At 42.0% G+C, this 20,889-nt stretch carries 20 protein-coding genes and 1 other RNA gene; 12 read left to right on the top strand and 9 right to left on the bottom strand.

The features are described 5' to 3' along the window. Positions 1-15 precede the first annotated feature (15 nt). Positions 16-963: an aldo/keto reductase gene (locus J1N09_RS13015; protein ID WP_265200668.1), complete on the top strand. Its 948-nt coding sequence runs from the start codon at positions 16-18 to the stop codon at positions 961-963. 97 nt (positions 964-1,060) lie between these two features. On the opposite strand, the gene rny is transcribed toward J1N09_RS13015, so the two are convergent. The 4 genes from rny to J1N09_RS12995 all read right to left on the bottom strand — a co-directional run bounded on the left by rny (position 1,061) and on the right by J1N09_RS12995 (position 3,502). Further along, complete coding sequence (gene rny / locus J1N09_RS13010; protein ID WP_265200667.1) at positions 1,061-2,626, bottom strand: ribonuclease Y; 1,566 nt, start codon at positions 2,624-2,626, stop codon at positions 1,061-1,063. Positions 2,627-2,755: 129 nt separating this feature from the next. Further along, positions 2,756-2,863, bottom strand: a non-coding RNA gene (ssrS, locus tag J1N09_RS13005) — 6S RNA. A gap of 52 nt (positions 2,864-2,915) precedes the next feature. After that, a complete protein-coding gene (locus J1N09_RS13000) occupies positions 2,916-3,206 on the bottom strand; it encodes a cell division protein ZapA (RefSeq protein WP_265200666.1) in 291 nt (96 codons plus the stop codon). Positions 3,207-3,211: 5 nt separating this feature from the next. Continuing rightward, a complete protein-coding gene (locus J1N09_RS12995) occupies positions 3,212-3,502 on the bottom strand; it encodes a hypothetical protein (protein WP_265200665.1) in 291 nt (96 codons plus the stop codon). A gap of 149 nt (positions 3,503-3,651) precedes the next feature. Between J1N09_RS12995 and J1N09_RS12990 the strand changes: the two genes are divergently transcribed. Next, the gene (locus J1N09_RS12990; protein WP_265200664.1) at positions 3,652-5,334 is read left to right on the top strand and encodes a M23 family metallopeptidase; all 1,683 of its coding nucleotides are present in this window, start codon (positions 3,652-3,654) and stop codon (positions 5,332-5,334) included. A gap of 15 nt (positions 5,335-5,349) precedes the next feature. Further along, entirely contained in the window at positions 5,350-7,842 is a 2,493-nt protein-coding gene (locus J1N09_RS12985) for a TonB-dependent receptor plug domain-containing protein (protein WP_265200663.1), read from the top strand. Between the two features lies 1 nt (position 7,843). Here the strand turns inward: J1N09_RS12985 and J1N09_RS12980 are convergent, their stop codons facing one another. Then, entirely contained in the window at positions 7,844-8,992 is a 1,149-nt protein-coding gene (locus tag J1N09_RS12980; protein ID WP_265200662.1) for a cysteine desulfurase family protein, read from the bottom strand. A gap of 85 nt (positions 8,993-9,077) precedes the next feature. Here J1N09_RS12980 and J1N09_RS12975 point away from each other — a divergent pair, with 85 nt between their 5' ends. Further along, the gene (locus J1N09_RS12975) at positions 9,078-9,968 is read left to right on the top strand and encodes a hypothetical protein (RefSeq protein WP_265200661.1); all 891 of its coding nucleotides are present in this window, start codon (positions 9,078-9,080) and stop codon (positions 9,966-9,968) included. Here J1N09_RS12975 and J1N09_RS12970 read toward each other — a convergent pair. Next, entirely contained in the window at positions 9,965-10,516 is a 552-nt protein-coding gene (locus J1N09_RS12970) for a Smr/MutS family protein (RefSeq protein WP_265200660.1), read from the bottom strand. The two genes, J1N09_RS12975 and J1N09_RS12970, sit on opposite strands and share 4 nt — an antisense overlap. 195 nt (positions 10,517-10,711) lie before the next feature. Here J1N09_RS12970 and J1N09_RS12965 point away from each other — a divergent pair, with 195 nt between their 5' ends. Genes J1N09_RS12965 through J1N09_RS12955 form a run of 3 tightly spaced genes read left to right on the top strand, consistent with a single transcriptional unit; the run spans position 10,712 to position 13,240 of the window. Next, on the top strand, positions 10,712-12,604 hold the full coding sequence (locus J1N09_RS12965) for a T9SS type A sorting domain-containing protein (protein WP_265200659.1): 1,893 nt from the start codon (positions 10,712-10,714) through the stop codon (positions 12,602-12,604). Between the two features lie 3 nt (positions 12,605-12,607). Continuing rightward, complete coding sequence (locus tag J1N09_RS12960) at positions 12,608-12,901, top strand: DUF2752 domain-containing protein (protein ID WP_321160815.1); 294 nt, start codon at positions 12,608-12,610, stop codon at positions 12,899-12,901. A 12-nt stretch (positions 12,902-12,913) separates the two neighbouring features. Then, entirely contained in the window at positions 12,914-13,240 is a 327-nt protein-coding gene (locus tag J1N09_RS12955; protein WP_265200658.1) for a CCC motif membrane protein, read from the top strand. Between the two features lie 46 nt (positions 13,241-13,286). Here the strand turns inward: J1N09_RS12955 and rocD are convergent, their stop codons facing one another. Then, positions 13,287-14,570, bottom strand: coding sequence for an ornithine--oxo-acid transaminase (rocD, locus tag J1N09_RS12950; protein WP_265200657.1), 1,284 nt, complete (start codon positions 14,568-14,570; stop codon positions 13,287-13,289). Positions 14,571-14,828: 258 nt separating this feature from the next. Here rocD and rlmD point away from each other — a divergent pair, with 258 nt between their 5' ends. From rlmD to J1N09_RS12935, 3 genes are read left to right on the top strand one after another with little or no spacing between them, the layout of a single operon-like run. Then, the gene (rlmD, locus tag J1N09_RS12945) at positions 14,829-16,241 is read left to right on the top strand and encodes a 23S rRNA (uracil(1939)-C(5))-methyltransferase RlmD (RefSeq protein ID WP_265200656.1); all 1,413 of its coding nucleotides are present in this window, start codon (positions 14,829-14,831) and stop codon (positions 16,239-16,241) included. A 10-nt stretch (positions 16,242-16,251) separates the two neighbouring features. Then, on the top strand, positions 16,252-16,740 hold the full coding sequence (locus tag J1N09_RS12940; protein WP_265200655.1) for a DUF6452 family protein: 489 nt from the start codon (positions 16,252-16,254) through the stop codon (positions 16,738-16,740). Beyond that, positions 16,706-17,398, top strand: a complete 693-nt coding sequence (locus tag J1N09_RS12935; RefSeq protein ID WP_265200654.1) for a DUF6048 family protein — start codon at positions 16,706-16,708, stop codon at positions 17,396-17,398. The genes J1N09_RS12940 and J1N09_RS12935 overlap by 35 nt, the downstream gene beginning before the upstream one ends. Before the next feature lie 2 nt (positions 17,399-17,400). Here the strand turns inward: J1N09_RS12935 and J1N09_RS12930 are convergent, their stop codons facing one another. Next, positions 17,401-18,561 carry a THUMP domain-containing class I SAM-dependent RNA methyltransferase gene (locus J1N09_RS12930; protein ID WP_265200653.1) on the bottom strand — a complete coding sequence of 387 codons (1,161 nt, stop codon included), beginning with the start codon at positions 18,559-18,561 and terminating at the stop codon, positions 17,401-17,403. Positions 18,562-18,617: 56 nt separating this feature from the next. Between J1N09_RS12930 and J1N09_RS12925 the strand changes: the two genes are divergently transcribed. Next, positions 18,618-19,352, top strand: a complete 735-nt coding sequence (locus tag J1N09_RS12925; RefSeq protein WP_265200652.1) for a class I SAM-dependent methyltransferase — start codon at positions 18,618-18,620, stop codon at positions 19,350-19,352. Further along, positions 19,349-20,017, top strand: coding sequence for a ZIP family metal transporter (locus J1N09_RS12920; RefSeq protein WP_265200651.1), 669 nt, complete (start codon positions 19,349-19,351; stop codon positions 20,015-20,017). The genes J1N09_RS12925 and J1N09_RS12920 overlap by 4 nt, the downstream gene beginning before the upstream one ends. A 2-nt stretch (positions 20,018-20,019) precedes the next feature. On the opposite strand, the gene trhA is transcribed toward J1N09_RS12920, so the two are convergent. Further along, a complete protein-coding gene (gene trhA, locus J1N09_RS12915; protein WP_265200650.1) occupies positions 20,020-20,640 on the bottom strand; it encodes a PAQR family membrane homeostasis protein TrhA in 621 nt (206 codons plus the stop codon). Between the last annotated feature and the right edge of the window lie 249 nt (positions 20,641-20,889).

Here is a 20,889-nt window from a genome sequence, read left to right as displayed (position 1 = left end):
ATCAAATTACATACTATGAAAACGCTCAAATTCGCGAATGGCGATAGCATGCATGCCGTTGGCCTCGGTACCTGGAAGGCTACAGGAGATACCGTAAATAAAGCCGTTAAAGATGCAATCAACGCCGGAATGCGGCACATTGATACAGCAGCAGTATATCAAAATGAATCGGAAATTGGTGAAGCAATCGAAGAGGTTCTTTCCGAAGGAAAAATAAAGCGGGAAGATCTATTTATTACATCTAAATTATGGAATAACGAACATCAACCTGAAGATGTGTTACCCGCGCTAAAAGAGAGCCTTAGAAAGCTTAAACTGGATTATCTGGACCTTTATCTCATTCACTGGCCAGTAGCCTTTAAAAAAGATGTTTTCTTCCCAGGTGGACCGGATGATTACATTTCACTGGACGAATGCCCGATAGGTAGTACCTGGAAACAAATGGAAGCAGCTTATGATAAAGGATTATCGAAGCATATCGGTGTATCAAACTTCAGTACCAGGAAACTTGAAGAGCTTAAGCAAACGGCTAACTATCAGCCGGAAGTGAACCAGGTAGAGCTTCATCCTTTACTTCAGCAGAATGGCTTGTACGATTATTGTAAAAAGGAAAATATCTTGCTCACAGCCTACTCTCCTCTTGGATCCGGAGATCGTGACAGCAGTATGAAAGGTGAGAATGAACCCGATCTTTTCGAGTTAGAAACGATCCGGGATATTGCCGACAAACACAGTGTTACACCAGCTAATGTTTTGATAGGCTGGCATGTGAATCGCGGCACTTCGGTGATTCCGAAATCTACCAGTCCTTCACATATTGAATCGAACTTCAAAGCCGGAAACCTAGAATTGGATTCTGATGACATGGAAAGGATTGCCTCCCTGGACAGGAACTATCGGTACATCACAGGTAAATTCTTCGAGGCCCCGGAGAAAGGGTATACCAATATTTATGACGAATAAGCAAAAGAATGAACCAAATCCGCATGGAACTTGTCAATATGAACTTGATTCAGATTCTGAATTGAATTCAGAATGACAAAAAACAGACTTTAATCGTTTATTTCGCCACATTAACCGCCCTTGTTTCCCGTATTACGGTAACTTTAACCTGACCGGGATAGGTCATGTCTGTCTGTATCTTTTGAGAGATCTCGAAGGACAGTTGAGCCGCTTTTTCGTCACTCACCTTCTCACTTTCTACCATCACGCGCAATTCACGCCCAGCCTGAATGGCGTAGGCTTTGTTGACCCCTGTAAAACCAAATGCTATGGCTTCCAGGTCTTTCAAACGCTGAATGTAAGAATCCAGCACCTGCCTTCTTGCCCCCGGTCGTGCACCGCTTATAGCATCGCAAACCTGGACGATAGGCGACAACAAATTGGTCATTTCAATTTCGTCGTGGTGAGCCCCGATAGCATTGCAAACATCGGGTTTTTCTCCATATTTTTCGGCCCATTGCATCCCAAGAATGGCGTGTGGCACTTCCGTTTCGGATTCAGGAACTTTCCCAATATCGTGCAGTAAGCCTGCTCTTTTAGCCAGTTTAGGATTCAGACCTAGTTCTGACGCCATTACTCCACAGAGCTTAGCTACCTCTCGAGAGTGATGCAAGAGGTTTTGTCCGTAAGACGAACGGTATTTCATGCGCCCCACCGACTTAATAAGCTCCGGATGGAGTCCGTGGATCCCAAGGTCGATAACTGTTCGCTTTCCAACCTCTATGATCTCTTCTTCTATCTGTTTGGAAGTTTTTCTAACCACTTCTTCGATCCTGGCTGGGTGAATACGGCCGTCCGTCACTAATTTGTGCAGCGACAATCGTGCGACTTCACGTCGCACGGAATCGAAACAGGAAAGGATAATTGCCTCAGGAGTGTCGTCCACGATGATCTCTACGCCTGTTGCCGATTCGATAGCACGAATATTTCGTCCTTCCCTACCAATGATCCTTCCTTTTACATCATCGCTTTCCAGGTTGAATACGGAGACACAATTCTCAATAGCTTCTTCCGTACCTATTCGTTGAATGGAATTGATCACGATCTTCTTAGCCTCTTGTTGTGCAGTGAGCTTCGCCTCCTCCATTGAGGCCTGGATATACGCCATGGCATCTGTCTTAGCCTCTTCCCTGAGGCTTTCAATAAGCTGTGTCTTGGCATCTTCAGCAGAGAGACTGGAGATCACCTCCAGCTGTTCTATCTGGCTTCTGTGTAGTTTCTCTACCTCCGTTTGCTTTTTCTGAAGGTATTTCAGGCGTTCTTCGTAATCTTTGCGTTTGTTATCGAATTCGGCATTTATTTTCTTGCTTTTGGAGAGTTCGCTGGATACTTGTGATTCTTTATCGCGTACTCTTTTTTCTACTTCTGAAATCTTCTTCTCGCGATTGAGAATGACCTTCTCGTGTTCCGACTTTAATTCAATGAATTTCTCCTTGGCTTGTAATATTTTGTCTTTCTTGAGTGCTTCCGATTCTACTTTAGCTTCCTTTACGATGGAAGATGCCGTTTTCCTGGCTTGTTTTATCACTCTAGAAGCATTATTTCGCTCTAGTAGTTTGGCAACGATGAATCCAACGATTCCTCCTACCGCGCCACTTATAGCGTATAATATCATATCGTCCATTTGTGTCAATGTTTTAGATCCCTCGATTAGGGGGATCGGTTCATCCCTGGTGATTCGGCGTTTAATTGCCTTAAAGCCAGGTAAATCTTAGTCAAAAAAAAAGCCTACACTAATAATTGCATTTTGAATAAACTCCTTAAAAACAAGTTTAGGGCTAACAAGCTGGTCGAAAATCCGCTCAATGGCGGCGCGCTCTTACAACTTCAACTCACCCTTTTTAAAGAATTCGTGTTGAGTTTACCAAAAATAATACTAGTGTAGGCAGTAACCTTTTATATTTTAAAGAACGTTAGGACAAATGCTCGTGTAACAATTCACTTAAAGCCTGTAACTTTTTCTCGATCTGTTGCGAATCTGAGTCCTTATCTATTGCTTTTTGCTCTACCTGGGCTGCAAACTGGAGTGCACACATGGCTAAAACATCCTGTTTATCCCTTACGGCATAACTTTTCTCGAACCTCTTAATCATCTCCTCTATCTTCTTGGCCGCTTTTCTCAAACCTTCTTCCTGGTCGGGGTTAATGGTCAAGGGGTATACCCGGTCCGCGATAGAAAGCTTTATTTTAAGATGGTTCGACATATCGTCTATTCGGAAAGTTGAGAAATACAGCTATCAATTTCCCGAACTAAAGCATTTATTTTGAGTTTTGTTTCTCGTTTATGTTGGTCGCTGCCAAGCATCGAATTTGCAATTTTCAAGGATTCGCATTTAGCGCGAAGGTTCTCAATCTCACTGTGAGATTCGTCCTGTTGCGATCTCAATACCAGGATCTGTTTCTCCAGGTCTGTTTTCGCTTGTTTCAATTTTTCGTGCCTGTGAAGTAATTTACTTATCCTGTTCTCCAGGGAATCAACTACTTCGGAAATGGAACTCATTGAAAAATAATTTCGACACTCTAAAGACAAAGTTAACCAAGTGCTACTAATATGACAACACTTTTGCATATTTTTTGTAATATTGATCGACGAAGATAACAATGCTGTTCACCCCCCGTTTCTATAGTAATTCTAATTCATTAAGACTCATGCGCCTGCTTATTCTAACCGCACTCCTGGGAGGATTTTGCTATGGTCAAAAAAGTGTTCCTACCGACTATTTTGACAACCCCTTGAAGATACCCTTGATACTATCCGGAAGCTTTGGAGAGCTTAGATCGAATCATTTTCACAGTGGACTGGATATAAAAACTCAGCAAAGAGAAGGAATACCCATTTATGCTCCTGCAGATGGTGTTGTAACACGAATAAAAGTAGGTCATTACGGCTATGGAAAGGCATTGTACATTTCCCATCCTAACGGCTACAGTACCGTGTATGCTCATCTTCAGCGTTATGCAGGTGAAATAGAGGAATTTGTAAAACGTACTCAATATGCCCGGGAGTCCTATGAAGTAGAAATGTTCCCTGACGGAGGAAAGCTGAAGGTAAATCGGGGTGACCTTATTGGATATACAGGAAATTCAGGTAGTAGCGGTGGGCCTCACCTTCATTTCGAAATAAGAGATAGCAGTTCAAGGCCTATGAATCCGATGTTGTTTGGAATCGAGATCCCCGACAGCAAAAAGCCCCTGGTAAACTCCGTATTTGCCTACCCCATGGGAGAACAGTCGCATGTGAACGGTTCTCAGAATCCTGTAAAACTTCGACTTGTGCTTCAGAAAGACGGAACATACAGGACAAAAAGTATATCGGCTTTAGGTGAGATTGGGTTTGGCGTATCAACCTACGATCAGCAGGATGGAGCTTCGAACAAGAACGGAGTCTACAAAATCATAACAACGGTTAACGGCAAAGAAAATTTCAATGTTTTGTTTGAAAAGTTTTCTTTCGGGGAAACACGATATCTCAATCGATTTATCGACTACCATTACTGGCGCACCAATAAGAGCAGAGTGCAGAAATTATTCAGACAAACAAACAACCCATTAAGTATCATCACCAAAGAAGACAATAGCGGCAAAGTCAATATTGAAGAGGGTTACGACGCGAATTATGTTATCGAGATCCTGGATTACAGTGGAAATAAGCAACGAATCTTCGTGCCAATTAACGGTAAAAACGAAACCATTGTAAAGCCTTTGGCCTTGAAAAAGACCGACGATTTTGTGTATGCAGACCAGGCTACGTCGATTACCAAGGGTAAATTCAGTATATACATACCGGCTAACGCCCTTTATGAGAACACTTATCTGGATATCGAAGCAAAGGGAGACACTTTGATATTCCATGAAGATAACATACCCATACATAAGAATATTTCCATTACAGCCGATGCGTCCAATTTCAGAAAAGAAGATATGGACAAATTGTACCTGGGCAGATTGAACTATAAAGGGGAGCCTTATTACAATACAACCTACCGAAAAGGCAATAAACTTACTGCAAAAACACGGACTTTTGGTTCTTTTACCCTGGTAGCCGATGACACACCTCCTAGCATAAAACCTGTGAATTTCAGCGATGAAAAATGGATTAGCAGCAACAAGACACTTAAAGTAAAGATCGAGGATGATCTAAGCGGAATCGGGAGCTATCGCGCAACGATAAATGGAAAGTTTATCCTCATGGAATATAATTACAAAAAAGACGTTTTAACCTATAATTTCGATGATAATATTATTTCCGAGTCAGAAAACAATTTCAAAGTGAATGTTGTAGATAATGCCGGAAATAATGCTACATTTGAAGCAACTTTTTTCAGAAAATAACGCCAAAGCAACCTTTTGAAAACAACGCGATTACTTCTACTACTACTGATTTTTGGATCAAGTCTATCCATCTTTTCACAAAACGCAACCATAAAAGGAGTTATTCTCGATGAGCAGAATGTGCCCATCGCAAATGTAAATGTCTCCTACGAAGGCACTGGTACTATTTCGGATTTTGACGGTTTTTATCTACTTGAAATTCCAGCTAACCAGGATGTTACCATTACATATACGCATATTGCTCACAGCAATGTTTCTCAAACTTTCAACCTGAAACCCAACCAGGATTATGAATTCAACCCGGTTATGAAGGTTGACGTTGAGCAGATTAGCCCGGTAATTATTACAGGTAGAAAAAAACGCAGCAGGGTGGACGAATCAGGCGTACTATCTATTACCCCGGAAACCATTAGAAAAATTCCGGGAGCAAATGCAGGAGTTGAGAATCTTCTGAAGTCACTTCCAGGTGTAAGCGGAAATGATGAACTAAGTACGCAGTATGCCGTACGAGGCGGAAATTTTGATGAGAACCTTGTCTATGTCAATGAAATTGAAGTCTATCGTCCGTTTCTTATACGTAGCGGACAGCAGGAAGGGTTGAGTTTTGTTAATACAGACCTAACACAATCTGTTGACTTTTCAGCCGGGGGATTCCAGGCTAAATTCGGAGATAAACTATCTTCCGTTCTGGATATTCAGTATGAGCGCCCTGTTTCATTTGGTGCTACTGCAGATTTAAGCCTGCTGGGTGCTAGTGTGTCGGTTAAAGGAATCTCTAATGACGAACGACTTCGTGGTGTGGTAGGACTGCGCTACAGGGATAACAGCCTTTTTGTAGACGCCAAACAGACGGAGACCAATTTCCGTCCGCGTTTTGCCGATGCTCAAACCTATATTACCTACAAATTCAGTAATAAATTCGAACTAGGTTTCCTCGGTAATCTTTCAGTTAACCAATACGATTACGAACCGCTAACGCGTCAGACGAACTTCGGAACCCTTGCAGATCCCGTGGCTCTGCTTATTTTCTACGAAGGACAGGAAGAAGACCGGTACGATACTTATTTTGGTGCGTTAAAAGCAACCTACGCGGTATCAGATCAGTATACCGCCAAGCTAATAGGTTCGGTTTTCCAGACTACGGAACAGGAATATTTCGATATCCTGGCGCAATATCGACTTGGGGAGGTAAATACCAACATTGGAGACGAAAACTTAGGAGAAGTTCAGTTTTCAGAAGGAATAGGTTCGCAACTTACCCACGCGAGGAACGATTTGGACGCATTGATCGTGAATATACAGCATAAAGGGGTATACAGGTTGAAATCCCCTGAGGAAGATAAAAACGCCGCTGTGATCGAATACGGTGTTCGCTATACACGGGAAGATATTCGAGACCGGGTGCAGGAATACGAGATCATAGACTCCGCAGGTTTCTCCATTCGCCCACCACTACCCGATTTCGCGAATGACCAACCTTATGAGCCTTTTGTGTCGCCTATCGTACCCTTTACGACCATCCGAGCCACCAATAACGTACAAACCGACCGTATCCAGGGATTTGTTCAATGGAGTAAGAAAACCAATCTTGGAACTAATGATCTTTGGCTCAACGCCGGTGTTAGAGCACATAATTGGACAGTAAACGGAGACGGAATCGAAAGCACGACACAAACTGTATTTAGTCCCCGGGCCCAGATATCTCTTAAACCGGACTGGGAAATGGATATGTTGTTCAGACTATCAGGAGGTGTCTACCACCAACCACCTTTTTACAGGGAGTTGAGAGATTCCACCGGCACTGTGCGGCCAGGTGTTAAGGCGCAGCAATCCATACATATTGTATTGGGTAATGACTACAGTTTCGATCTATGGGGTAGGCCATTCACTTTAAATTCCGAAGTGTATTATAAAAAACTAACGGATGTGAACCCTTACACCCTTGAAAATGTCCGTATTCGCTACCGTGCCCGAAACAATGCCGAGGCCTACGCTGCCGGACTAGACCTGAGGCTAGCCGGTGAATTTGTTCCCGGAACTGAGAGCTGGGTGAGTTTTGGTTACCTCAGAACTGAAGAAAATATTGACAATCGCGGCTTTATTTTCCGTCCTACGGATCAAAGGCTGAAATTCGGTGTGCTATTCCAGGATTATGTAAAAGTGATCCCGGATCTGAAAATGTACCTGAATCTTACTTATAACACTGGATTACCGGGTGGATCGCCCAGTTATGCAGATCCGTACGACTTCCAAACGCGATTACCAGATTATAAAAGAGCCGATCTAGGGGTGTCCTATGTGTTGGTTGATGCGAATAAATTGCGAGATAGCGGATGGTTAAAGCCATTTAGAGAGCTTACCATTGGTGCCGAGATCTTCAACATCTTCGACGTACGTAACTCCATTACGAATACCTTTGTTCGCGATGTTTATACGAAAGTTCAGTATTCAATACCGAATTTCTTAACCCCTCGTGTTTACAATGTCCGACTTACGATGAAGTTCTAAATTAGGAATTCACAAACTCCTTGAGTACATCAATCACATAATCGATCTCTTCCTTTTTATTAAACGAAGAAAATGAGAATCGTACAGAGGGTCTTTTGAAGTTATCTTTGGAAAGGATCTCTTTTAAAACGTGAGAACCGCCTTCACTCCCACTTTGGCAGGCACTTCCCTTGGAACAGGCAATTCCCTTTAAATCCAACTGAAACAAGAGCAGAATGGCTTTTTCAGGTGAAAGTGGTAGACATACATTGATAAGAGTATAAGTACTGTCGTCTCCGTCCTCACATGCCCCGTTAAAATGTACTCCGGGAACCTGTTCATTTAATTGCTGAATAAAATATTCCTTCAGAGAATTGATATAAGCTTTCTCCTTTTCTAAATTCTGATAAGAGATTCTGAGGGCTTCTGCCATTCCCGCTACGGCGTACACAGGCTCTGTACCAGCACGCATGCCGCGTTCCTGCTGTCCGCCATGAATCAAAGGTTTTAAACCGCTGTCTTTTCTAATAAATGCAAATCCAACTCCTTTCGGACCGTGAAACTTATGGGCTGCGGCAGCTGCGAAGTCTACCGGGATATCCGCCAGGTCTATTTCAAAATGCCCTATGGACTGCACCATATCGCTATGAAATAAAGCTCCGTGTTCCTTACACAACAAGGCAACGCGCTTTAGATCGATCATCGTTCCTACCTCGTTATTTACATGCATCAGACTCACCAGTGTCTTTTCGGAAGAATCTTTCAGAAGTGATTTCAAATGATCATAGTCAATACAACCAGTAGTGTTCACATCAACATAATCCACATTTATATTGTATCGCTCCTCAAGCACTTCGATGGTGTGCAAAACCGCATGATGCTCGATCCGGCTCGAAATAATTCGTGTTACACCAAGGTCGGCAACTGCACTATGCAGCGCAAGATTGTCTGCTTCTGTTCCACCTGATGTAAAAATAATCTCGGAGGCTGAGACATTAAGGAATCCGGCGATCTCTTTTCTAGCTGTTTCAAGTAAAGATTTAGATGAGCGCCCGTATGAATGTGTAGATGAAGGGTTTCCGTATTCTGTTTTAAGAACTTCCGACATACATCGGATGACTTCGCTTCTCAGTTCAGTAGTAGCCGCACTATCGAAATAAACTTTTCTCATCTCGCGCAAAAATACACATTAATCTAATTTTGAAATCATCAATTATAAAGAATTGCGTTACTTTGTCTAAGCAGAAAATGTTGCAATGAAGAAATACCTTTCAATTTTACTCCTGGGAATTGTTCTGAATGCCTGTGATGACGGCGATATAATACTCACTTCGTTCGATTTTGGTGATGCCAACCTTGAGTTTTGTGGAGGTCAGGGCGACTATGTATTTTACAAGATAAACAGTCAGTCCTTCGAAAGCATCGCACTTCAATTAGGCACAACAGATATACTGTTTTTTGAGAGTGATACCCTGGAATTTGCTGTAAATGGAACGAGCAATATAGTTGCTTACCGAACTTTTAATGAGAGTGTAGGCTCCGACTATTTCTGCGATAATATTCCTCCCACAACACCACAGGTAGTAACAAGCTTCCTTGGTACAGATGGCACGGCTACATTATTTATCACCGCATTACTGGACGACAATGATGGCATTCCCTTCGAGAATAGCAACGACCCGTTAAAAGAGGGCTTCGGGGATTTCGATAACGATGGGCTGCCTAACTTTTATGACGATGATGACGATGGCGACAATGTCCCAACCATTGCCGAAATAGGCGATGATCCGAATAACCCCATGAATACTGATGGAGAAGACAATGTGGATTACCTGGATGAGGACGACGACAACGACGGAGTATTAACACGTTATGAGGTAGGGAGTAACATTGATTTGAATCCATTGGATAATATCCTCGACCCCAATGTTGGCCCGAATTATCTGAATCCGGCTGTAACGATAGAATTCATAGTGGATGAGTTCCGTGTTCACACCTACAATATTAATAGTGATGTTCGGGTTCGAATCGATAATTTAGTATTAATATCCGAATCGGAACAAATAACCCAGGAATCCCTTGAACTGGGCAGTATATCCAGCATTTTAAACGAGAATATTTCAATTACCCCAGCTTTTCCTGACTAGGCGGTTTTACTCTGAAAAATGTAGACTTCAGTGGCTCCGCGACCATATTTCTGAAAATTCGCGTCGTAAAACTTCAGATTATCGTAGCGTTTGAATAAGTACTCCAATTCCGTTCGCAGCACTCCGTCTCCCACTCCATGAATAAAGACAACCCTCTGTATTTTCTTCCGAATCGCGAATTCCAGCTGTCTTTTAGCCGTATCAAGCTGTATGGTCAACATATCATAATTAGACATGTTCTTAGTGGCGTTTACTAGCTTATGGATATGCAGATCCACCTCCATGGCAGGCTGAACACGTTCTTTGGGTTTGATTCGCCTGGTTTTCCGAGGTTTCCATGATTCTTTTTCTGAAAGGGCCTTTGAGACATCCATAGGGTTTAAATGTATGTCGGATTCTTCCGAACCAACGACCACAAGTTCATCCTGATCGAACTCCATTTCGAAGTCATCCTCGGTCAATACGAAAATGCTATTCTCTTTTACCGCGAACACCTCTCCTTTTATGGAATCGTTGAGTGATTCAACTTTGTCTCCGATTTTAAACATCGTGTAATGTATTTCTTACAATTTGTTAACAGGTTATCGACATTTATTGCATTTTAACGAAATCTTGGCCTGTATTATCATGCTTTTCGTCGATTTTAATCACTTAAAACTGTGATAATTAAATATTATTTCTATTTTTACCTCGGTTAATAGTATCATTTTGCCCCCAAGATGGTACAAAATTATTATATAAATATGAAAAACCTACTACTCTTTTCAGTTGCGTTAGTGATGTCGTTGAACGCTATGGCTCAATTGTACGTTACTCCTAACGCATCGTCTTCAACCGATTCCTACGTATACGTAAGTGACGAAGTATTATTTGTTGAACAAGATGTAAATCTTGTTGCAAATACGAATGATCCAAACACCGAAGCAAGTATTTATTTGCGGGATGAAGCTCAATTAATCCAGGGAGCTACGGCATCCGCAAATTCTGGAACTGGGTTTATCTCGGTTTATCAAGACAGTAACTCAGATTCTTATGACTATAATTTCTGGAGTTCTCCTGTTGGAAATCCAAATGCAGGAAGCGGCAACAGAAATTTTGGTATTTTAAATGTCTATGATGCCAATACTGTCACCGATTCGGACCAAACCAACGTAACCGCGGCATATAACGGCACACCATCGCCTAACCTGACCATCTCAAGAAGATGGCTATACAAAAGGCCTGCTGGCGGAGGTTATCAAGCTATATGGACAAATTATAGCGTACCTGCCGGTCTCGGGTTTACGATGAAAGGTGTGGGAGTTACCCCTGCTGGGGGCGATCCATGGGTGGATCCGATGAATCAATTATACGACTTTAGAGGAAGGCCTCACAATGGAGATATCGTTGTAAATACATTAGCCAACGAAAGTGTACTTTCCGGAAACCCATACCCATCAGCTTTAGACCTGAACCTTGTATTTAATGATCCTGATAACATTGAGATTAATGAATTTCGTTTTTGGGACGAAGATAGAAGTATAAACTCACATTATTTTGTTGACAATAAAGGAGGATATGGAACATGGATTCCTGGACCTTCGCCTTATGCTACTGGAGGTGCTTATGCGGCTCCAACATTCCTCAACTACGACAACGGGGGCAATCCGATAGGAGCTACTATGGATTCTGGAGAAGCCCTTAATCGTCTTTATTCACCTATAGGCCAAGGCTTTAATATATTTACAGATATTGCTGGGGATGGTCAAATTGTTCTTAAAAATAGTCATAGGGTATTTTACCGTGAAAGTGGTTCACTTTCTGTGTTTAGGTCTCCTCAAGGAGCTGGCACTGGTACTTCCACTATTGGAAATCCAGAAAATGGTGATCCGTCGACAATTTCTTCTGAAGTTGACCCATTTGCAGAGTATCCTCCTACTTTAAGGTTTTATACAGTATTCGGTGAATCTCATTTAAGAGATATGTTATTGATGCTCTCTGATACTTCAACTGATGGTTACGACCGAGGGCTAGACGCACGTCACCCTATGGATGGTAAGAATGCAGAAGCCTACTTCCCTATTGGCGATGATAAGGATTTCCTTCCTTATGTGATTCAAACCGTTCCTTATTCTGTAGGCAAAAAGATTCCATTGAATTTTGTAATCGATCAGGCGACACCGGTAACTATTATGGCTACTGAAGAAATAAACTTACCGTCCAAAGTAGTTCTTTGGGATAGTGAAGGAAACACTTGGCAGGAGATTACAAATGGAAATCAAGCTGAACTTCAGTTACATGAAGGCACATATGAGAATCGTTTCTTCTTGGTGTTTAGAGGTGGGCCGGATCCTGTGATTGATCCTTCAACGATATCTGTCAATAACAGGTCTGCTCAGGTGAATAATAATGTTGATTTCTTCCAGAACAACCCGGCATCTCAACTCGAGGTTGCAAACCCTGAAGGTTTCGTGATCAAGTCGGCCTCTATCTTTGATATGTCCGGAAAACTTGTCCTTAACCAACGAGATCTGGGAGATAGCACTAGTTTCACATTCTCAACTGCCACATTCAGTGATGGTGTATATATTGTGAAACTGGTAACCGAAGATGACATTACCATTGATTACCGCATGACGGTACACAATAGAAGATAATTTATGACGCTGGAAGGCATTGACGATTATATGTTGCCATGCCTTACAAAGAAATATCTAGGTTTTGATTGTTTTGGCTGCGGAATGCAACGTTCCGCAGCTTTTCTTTTTAGGGGAGAGTTCATCTCTGCCTTCAAAATGTATCCGGCTATCTATCCTCTCATAGCCCTGGTCCTATTCCTTATTCTGAATATGTTCTTTTCATTCAAACAGGCAGAACGAATTAAAATAATTCTTATCTTGATTACCATCACTTTTATAGTAGGAAATTTTCTCTTGAAACTAATGTTACACTAATCAACCAAAAACATGGAAAAACAAAAGCTAAATACCACGCTGGTCTATATCCTGTCTATTGTAGGTTTCATATGCTGCTGCTTACCATTAATCGGAATTATACCTTCAGCGATCGCTTTCTTCATTGCTAATGGAAAAGTGAAGGAATGGAAAGCAAATCCGGAGGCCTATGAGAATGGTCAAGCTATGAACACAGCACGTATTATCGCATTGGTCGTATTGATTATAAATGCGCTATACCTGGCCTATAATATCTTCCTTATCTTCTCTGCAGGAGGTTGGGATGCATACATGGAACAACAACGTTCCATGATGGAACAATATGGCATACAGTCTTAGGTACATCGATTTATTAATAAAAAAAGCGGCCAAATGGCCGCTTTTTTTATTCAGAATCAAACTCCTTGAGTGTATTAATTATAATGTCAATGCATTCGTGCAACTGCTCTTCCGTCATTACTAACGGAGGGGCAAATCTAATTATATTGCCATGGGTAGGCTTAGCCAGCAAGCCATTATCGCGCAATCTAAGACATATTCTCCAGGCGGTGTCGCCATCTTCAGAATCGTTGATGACTACAGCATTCAGCAGGCCTTTACCTCTTACAAGTTTACAGATTGTGCTACCTTTAATATATTCATTAATTCGCTCCCGGAAGATGATACCTAGTCGTTCGGAGTTTTCCGCTAATCTTTCATCCCTTACAACTTCAAGAGCCGCAATAGCAACCGCAGCAGCTAACGGGTTTCCACCAAAAGTACTTCCGTGATTACCAGGTCGGATTACACCCATAACCTCATTGTCTGCTAATACTGCAGATACAGGATATAAACCGCCACTAAGCGCCTTACCCAGAACCAGGATATCCGGTTTGACATCCGGTGTTCCTTCACAATTCTTCGTCTCACAGGAACAATTACCACAGGTGGCTAGTAATCGTCCAGTTCGCGCAATTCCAGTTTGAACTTCGTCTGCGATGAACAATACGTTGTATTTCTCACATAAAGCTTTTGCTGCCTTTAAGTAACCTTCACTTGGCACATAAACGCCTGCCTCGCCCTGAATGGGTTCAACAAGAAAACCTGCTATATTCTTATTGCCGATTAAAACAGCTTCCAACGCTTCAAGATTGTCATACTCGATCTTTACGAATCCTTCTGTATACGGGCCAAAGTTCTTCCTCGCTACCGGGTCATTCGAAAATGATATGATCGTAGTCGTCCTTCCGTGGAAATTATTCTTACAAACTATGATCTTAGCTTCGTTGATATCGATTCCCTTTACCTCATATGCCCACTTTCTGCAAAGCTTGATGGCAGTTTCCACCGCTTCTGCTCCTGTGTTTATAGGAAGTAGTTTATCATAACCGAAATACTCTGTGGTGAATTTCTCATACTTCCCCAGCATATTATTGTAGAATGCCCTACTGGTGAGTGATAGTTTCTTGGCTTGTTCGGTTAGTGCCGAGACGATCTTAGGATGACAATGTCCCTGGTTTACGGAGGAGTAAGCCGAAAGAAAATCATAGTACTTCTTTCCTTCAACATCCCATACAAAGACCCCTTCTCCCCTGCTCAAAACAACGGGAAGCGGGTGATAGTTCTGAGCGCCATACTTGTTTTCCAACGCCATGGCTTCCTGTGATAGAGTGTGCTGTGCTACAGACATAACATTAAATTTTAAAAATTCAAAAATCTAAACATTCCTACTGTACCTTTATTTTTCCGAGAAGCCGGAAATTCAGCGGAGGAGAGAAATCACCCTTAAGTGCAAATTAATAAATAATCGGAACATCTATTTACCCTTTAGCTGAAATTTATTAATCATTTTATCAAATTCCTTCGATCTTTGGTCGGAAAATAAATGGATGAGAACTTCGCGCAATTTTATCGTATAAATTATTCATCTATATGTATTTTTGCGTCTATGTCAAGAAGGAACAAACGAGTGATTTTCGAGGATATCGAGATAATCGATGCCGGTGCAAAAGGCAAAGCAGTCGCAAAGGCACCCGATGGCCGAATTATCTTCGTGAATAATGCCGTTCCGGGAGATGTGGCTACTATTCAGACGTATAAAAAACGGAAAGCCTATTACGAAGGAACCGCGATCGCATTCTCCAAATACTCGGAAAGACGCGTAAATCCAGTTTGTGAGCATTTCGGAACTTGTGGTGGCTGTAAGTGGCAATTCATGGCTTACGACCAGCAACTCTTCTATAAGCAAAAGGAGGTAGAAAATAATCTGGTTCGAATAGGTGGTATTGAATTACCCGAGATCACCCCTATACTAGGCTCGGAAAAGACATTGTTCTACAGGAACAAAATGGAGTTTTCCTTTAGCGATAATAAATGGCTCACCAAAGAACAAATTGAGAGCGGCGAAGAAATTCCGAATCGAAATGCCCTCGGATTTCATATTCCCGGTATGTGGGACAAAATTCTTGACATCGATACATGTCACCTGCAACGGGATCCCAGCAATGCCATACGTAACTTCGTAAAAAAGAAATCCGAGGAATTGGGGCTTTCCTTCTTTAATACACGTAAGCAGGAAGGTTTTCTAAGAACACTCATGCTTCGAACAAGTAGTGCCGGTGATATTATGGTTCTTGTACAATTCTTTGCTGAAGATGAAGAAAATCGCATAGAGTTGCTAAATGCAATCAAGGAGGAATTCCCGGAGATTACTTCCCTTCTCTACGTAATCAATTCAAAAGGAAACGATACCATTTACGACCAGGAAGTGATTTGCTATAGTGGACAAGACCATATTTTTGAGGAAATGGAAGGTCTTAAATTCAAGATCAACGCCAAATCCTTTTACCAAACCAATAGTGAACAAGCCTACGAACTATACAAGATCACCAGGGATTTTGCTAACCTCCAGGGAAATGAACTTGTGTACGATCTTTATACCGGGACAGGAACCATTGCCCAATTTGTTGCTAAGAAAGCTTCTCACGTGGTTGGGGTTGAATCGGTTCCTGAGGCTATAATTGCCGCAAAAGAAAACGCAATTCGGAATGGAATCGAGAACACAACTTTTGTCGTGGGTGACATGAAAAATGTTTTTAATGACGAATTTGTACAGACTTACGGCAAACCAGATGTAGTGATCACCGACCCTCCCAGGGATGGTATGCATCAGGATGTGGTAATGCAGTTGTTAAAACTGGCACCAAATCGCATCGTCTACGTTAGTTGCAATAGTGCAACCCAGGCCAGGGACCTGAAACTCATGGATGAAGATTATAAGGTAGTTAGGATCCAGCCAGTGGATATGTTTCCGCAGACATACCATGTAGAAAATGTTGTACTTTTGGAAAAACGTAATTAAGCTTCAATTGATGTTAAAACGGCTTGCATTCCTTTTTTTGGCATTTACCGTGATCGCAGGATGTACCCGGGACGACATTTGTGAAGAAGGAGCCGCCACTACTCCACTCCTCATTATTACTTTTAATGATATTGTGAATCCTACGGAACGCAAGTCTGTACCTAGCCTAACGGTTGAAACGCGAGAGCTAAACAGCACTGAAGTGATCTCCTCACAAACCACCGATTCCATCGCTATTCCCTTGAGAAATGCGGCAATGGAAACGAGCTACCGATTTAAAAAAGGGGTTGGTACTGCAACTCCAAACACGGATGTGTTAACGCTTCGATATTCAACTGAAGACCTCTATGTGAACCGGGCCTGTGCCTTTAAAACCATATACCACGATTTGAATGCCATCGTTCAAAATGAAGGAAGTGCAAACTGGATACTACAACTGGTTGTTGAAACCAACGATATAGTCGATGAAACTGAAACTCACATTACTATTCTTCATTAGCCTTTTGCTAAGCCCGGTATCGGCGCAGGAAACGGCCACCGATAGTATTCCTCCCAAAAAGGAATCTTATGGTTTACGTGTTGGGATCGATCTGTCTAAGCCACTGCGTTCGGTGCTGGAAGATGGTTATACCGGTTTTGAAATTATTGGTGATTTTAGAGTTTCTGAACGATTTTATGCTGCGGCCGAATTTGGCAACGAAGAAAAAGAGCGATTTGAAAGCAATCTGAATTCCATTGCCTCGGGTAGCTATGTCAAGGTGGGTGGTGACTTCAACGCATACCAGAACTGGCTGGGTATGGAAAATATGATCTATGCCGGACTGAGATACGGATTTTCTACTTTTAAGCAGGAATTACTAGCCTACGGGATATATACCACCAACCAGACCTTTCCCGGTACTTTCCGGGTGGATCCTCAGGAGTTTACTGGATTAACCGCTTCCTGGATAGAGTTACAAGTTGGCGTAAAGACAGAGATCATAAATAACCTGTACCTAACTATCAATCTTCAGCTAAAACGAAAGATATCAGAGACTACTCCGGAAAATTTCGACAACCTGTTCATTCCAGGCTTCAACAGAACTTATGATTTCAGTGAATTTGGTGCGGGGTATGGCTATAGTATTTCGTATTTCATACCCATCTTCAAGAATTAATTCTAAATGTTCTTCTTAGCCTTTCGGCTGCCTTCGTAAAGCTCGTATCGCACGAACCTACTTTCCAGCTTCCCATTGTACAACTTGATCTTTTTTGAAGGTCTGAGACCTACATTTTTTAAAGCTTCCATATTACTGGTGATCATCCAGGCATTCGAACCAGGGTAACCACGCTTTAAAGTATTACCAATGTTGGCGTAGAATTCGAAAATATCGGAAACAGACAGACGCTCGTCATAGGGTGGATTGAATACCAGGTGAAGTTGGCGATTACTTTCTTTCTCCGACTCAAAAAAGTCTCTTGTTCGGATCTCGATAAACTCCTGTAGGTTGGCGTTCTTTATGTTTTGCTTCGCCTTCTTCACTGCTATGGCATCTTTGTCGAAACCGTAGATCTTAAAATGAAAATCCTTTATTTTCTTTAAGGCGGCATTCTCGATCACTTCATAGAGATCAGGATCGAAATCGGGCCATGTTTCAAATCCAAATTCATCACGATTCAGATTTGGAGGAATGTTGCAGGCAATCATGGCTGCTTCAGCCAATATCGTTCCACTTCCACACATGGGGTCCATGAAATCACATTGTCCGGTCCAGCCGCTTAACATGATCATACCGGCGGCAAGCACCTCGTTTATGGGGGCCAGCGTGGTCTCGGTCTTATAACCTCTTTTGTGCAAAGATGCGCCAGAACTATCCAAAGAAACAGTACAAATATTTCGATCTATATGAATATTGATCCTCAAACTGGGGTGATCCAGGTCTACATCGGGACGAGTACCTGTTTTATCCCTGAAACGATCCACAATAGCGTCCTTGGTCTTTAAAGACACAAACTGGGAATGAGTGAACTGTTTCGAAAAAACTGTAGCATCCACTGCTAATGACCCATTCTCGTCCATATGCTCCTCCCATCGCAGGTCATAGATCTTTCGGTAAAGATCATCTTCGTTGAATACATTGAATGCGGTAATAGGTTTTAAGATCTTTATAGCGGTACGACAACAGAGATTAGCTTTGTACATAAAGCCTGTATCTCCTTCGAATGTAACATTGCGCGTACCTGTTTCCACAGCAGATGCTCCTAATTGTCGCAATTCATCAGCCAAGAGCTCTTCCATCCCGTATAAGGTTTTGGCCAACATTTTAAAGTTCTTTCTCATAGTCGAATCAAAAGTGCTGCAAAAATACAGTATTTTTAGCCCTGAAATAGAATTGTATGCAAAATCCGAAGGAACTCTGGTACACATCCTGGTTCGATACACCTTATTACCACATTCTTTACAAGGATCGTGATGAGGAAGAAGCTGGACTATTTATGCGAAATTTAACAGCTTTCCTGAATCTCGATCCTGGGTCTGAAATTCTCGATCTCGCCTGTGGAAAAGGTCGCCACGCCAGGTATCTTAGTGACTTGGGGTATAAGGTCACCGGAGTGGATTTATCGGAAAATAACATTGCTAAGGCCAGGCAATTCGAAAATGAGCGATTACAATTCAAGGTCCACGACATGTGTGTCCCCTATCCCGGAAAATTCGATGCTGTCTTTAACCTGTTTACAAGTTTTGGTTACTTTGAGAAAGAAGGCGATAACCTTCGCACTATTACAGCCATTCGGGACGCCTTAAAGCCTTCAGGATATGGCGTGATCGATTTTCTGAATGTGCAGAAGACGATTCCCGAATTAGTTCCTTCCGAAGAAAAATTTATAGATGGTATTCATTTTAAGGTTGATCGAAAATATGAGGACGGCTACCTCGTAAAACGAATAGAATTCGAAGTAAATGGTGATGGTATGCAATTCCATGAACGAGTAAAAGCACTATCCCTGGATGATTTTCAACATTATTTTATACAGGCCGGGGTGAAGATGATTCGAAGCTTCGGTTGTTACCATTTGAGTGACTTTGATGTTAATTCCTCGGAACGATTAATCCTTATCTTTGGCAAATGATTTATTTGCTTTTATTTCTTGCGGTTGCCATAGGCTATCTGATTGCACTTGGACTAAAATCCAGGCAACCCAGGCAAATGTCTATTTTCCTGGCATTTAGCGGGGCTTTTCTGTTATCAATGACCATCAATGAACTTCTCCCCGAAGTCTTTGAAATGCCCACACAGAGAATTGGTGGCTTTATCATGGGAGGTATTTTGTTACAGATCGTGCTTGAGTTCTTCTCCAAAGGAGCGGAACACGGACATGTGCATATCCATTTAACGAATAAAACCTTTCCCTGGCTACTCTTCACAAGTCTGGCAATTCATGCAATTTTAGAAGGTTTTCCTATTTCAGAAAAGAATGATATCCTGGTAGGGATCATCATTCATAAGATCCCGGTTGCCATAATTCTATCTTTCTTTTTCATTAATGCAGGTTATAAGAAATGGATCACTCTAACTTTTATGCTGCTATTTGCACTGATGACACCCCTTGGCAACTTCCTTTCCACAGCGGTTGAGGTGCTTCAGCAGTACCATACAGAGATCACGGCAGTGGTGATTGGTATCTTTCTTCACGTTTCAACCACAATCCTTTACGAAAGCAGTAAAGACCATAAATTTAACATGGCCAAGTTGCTGATAATCATCCTGGGATTCGGTATTGCCTACTTTATATAAAACTAGATGACGTCTGTGAAGATAAAGAAGAAGTGAAATACACTTCCTGCCAGGACAAACATGTGCCAGATGGCGTGGTTAAAAGGGATTTTCTTTACTACGTAAAACAGTATTCCCACCGTGTAAAAAGCACCGCCAAGTGCAAGCAATGTAAGACCTAAGGTAGACTGGGCTTCCATCACACTACTCAGGTCGAATACGATTAGCCAACCCATTAGCAGGTATAGTAAGAGTGAAATAACCTCAAATTTGCCTGTGAAGAATAATTTCAAGAAGGTACCGATGGCTGCTGTGATCCAGACCGTCCAGAATAATATCCATCCTGAGTCGTGTTCCAGCGAAATTAAAGCCACGGGAGTATAGGTTCCCGCAATTAAGAAGTAGATGCTTATGTGATCAAGTTTCCGTAATACAGGTTTCCATTTAATATGACTGATAGCATGATAAAGTGTTGATGCACTGTAAAGTACAATTACTGAACTAGCATATATCAGAATACTAAAAGTACTGTAAGGCGTTTTCTTACTATCGAAAACCAATAAAAGTACGAGGCCTGCAATACCCAGAAGTATCCCTAATCCGTGGGAAATGGTATTCCAGAGTTCTTCCTTTTTCGTGTACATTTTATAGCAATTTGCTTCGCAACCGGGCTATCCGCTCTATCTTATTATGCAAATCTAAGGCATAATAAGGATATCACTCCTATCCCTATTGCGGATAAGGTAATATTTAACAGTTGGGGTCGCCACCGAAGTGAGGTTGTTGGGTTTAGGGTATTAAAAAACCCTGAAGTAGAGTAAACTCACTTCAGGGTTTAAAGAAGGCGGCGACCTACTTTTCCACGTTTGTAGTATCATCGGCGCAAACGGGCT

The organism is Aureitalea sp. L0-47 (assembly GCF_026126405.1).
In the GTDB taxonomy this organism is placed as follows: Bacteria; Bacteroidota; Bacteroidia; order Flavobacteriales; family Flavobacteriaceae; genus Pukyongia.
Note: the sequence above shows the minus strand (reverse complement) of the source record. Positions and strands in the feature narration are given on the sequence as shown.

What these genes read in the sequence shown, in the direction of transcription:
- J1N09_RS12935 (WP_265200654.1), top strand. Translation starts at nt 16,706, where the DNA reads ATGAAACTGAAACTCACATTACTATTCTTCATTAGCCTTTTGCTAAGC.
- J1N09_RS12975 (WP_265200661.1), top strand. Translation starts at nt 9,078, where the DNA reads ATGAAGAAATACCTTTCAATTTTACTCCTGGGAATTGTTCTGAATGCC.
- J1N09_RS12925 (WP_265200652.1), top strand. Translation starts at nt 18,618, where the DNA reads ATGCAAAATCCGAAGGAACTCTGGTACACATCCTGGTTCGATACACCT.
- rocD (WP_265200657.1), bottom strand. Translation starts at nt 14,570, where the DNA reads ATGTCTGTAGCACAGCACACTCTATCACAGGAAGCCATGGCGTTGGAA.
- J1N09_RS12920 (WP_265200651.1), top strand. Translation starts at nt 19,349, where the DNA reads ATGATTTATTTGCTTTTATTTCTTGCGGTTGCCATAGGCTATCTGATT.
- J1N09_RS12980 (WP_265200662.1), bottom strand. Translation starts at nt 8,992, where the DNA reads ATGAGAAAAGTTTATTTCGATAGTGCGGCTACTACTGAACTGAGAAGC.
- J1N09_RS13000 (WP_265200666.1), bottom strand. Translation starts at nt 3,206, where the DNA reads ATGTCGAACCATCTTAAAATAAAGCTTTCTATCGCGGACCGGGTATAC.
- trhA (WP_265200650.1), bottom strand. Translation starts at nt 20,640, where the DNA reads ATGTACACGAAAAAGGAAGAACTCTGGAATACCATTTCCCACGGATTA.
- J1N09_RS12960 (WP_321160815.1), top strand. Translation starts at nt 12,608, where the DNA reads ATGACGCTGGAAGGCATTGACGATTATATGTTGCCATGCCTTACAAAG.
- J1N09_RS12995 (WP_265200665.1), bottom strand. Translation starts at nt 3,502, where the DNA reads ATGAGTTCCATTTCCGAAGTAGTTGATTCCCTGGAGAACAGGATAAGT.
- J1N09_RS12940 (WP_265200655.1), top strand. Translation starts at nt 16,252, where the DNA reads ATGTTAAAACGGCTTGCATTCCTTTTTTTGGCATTTACCGTGATCGCA.
- J1N09_RS12990 (WP_265200664.1), top strand. Translation starts at nt 3,652, where the DNA reads ATGCGCCTGCTTATTCTAACCGCACTCCTGGGAGGATTTTGCTATGGT.
- J1N09_RS12955 (WP_265200658.1), top strand. Translation starts at nt 12,914, where the DNA reads ATGGAAAAACAAAAGCTAAATACCACGCTGGTCTATATCCTGTCTATT.
- rny (WP_265200667.1), bottom strand. Translation starts at nt 2,626, where the DNA reads ATGGACGATATGATATTATACGCTATAAGTGGCGCGGTAGGAGGAATC.
- J1N09_RS12965 (WP_265200659.1), top strand. Translation starts at nt 10,712, where the DNA reads ATGAAAAACCTACTACTCTTTTCAGTTGCGTTAGTGATGTCGTTGAAC.
- rlmD (WP_265200656.1), top strand. Translation starts at nt 14,829, where the DNA reads ATGTCAAGAAGGAACAAACGAGTGATTTTCGAGGATATCGAGATAATC.
- J1N09_RS12970 (WP_265200660.1), bottom strand. Translation starts at nt 10,516, where the DNA reads ATGTTTAAAATCGGAGACAAAGTTGAATCACTCAACGATTCCATAAAA.
- J1N09_RS13015 (WP_265200668.1), top strand. Translation starts at nt 16, where the DNA reads ATGAAAACGCTCAAATTCGCGAATGGCGATAGCATGCATGCCGTTGGC.
- J1N09_RS12930 (WP_265200653.1), bottom strand. Translation starts at nt 18,561, where the DNA reads ATGAGAAAGAACTTTAAAATGTTGGCCAAAACCTTATACGGGATGGAA.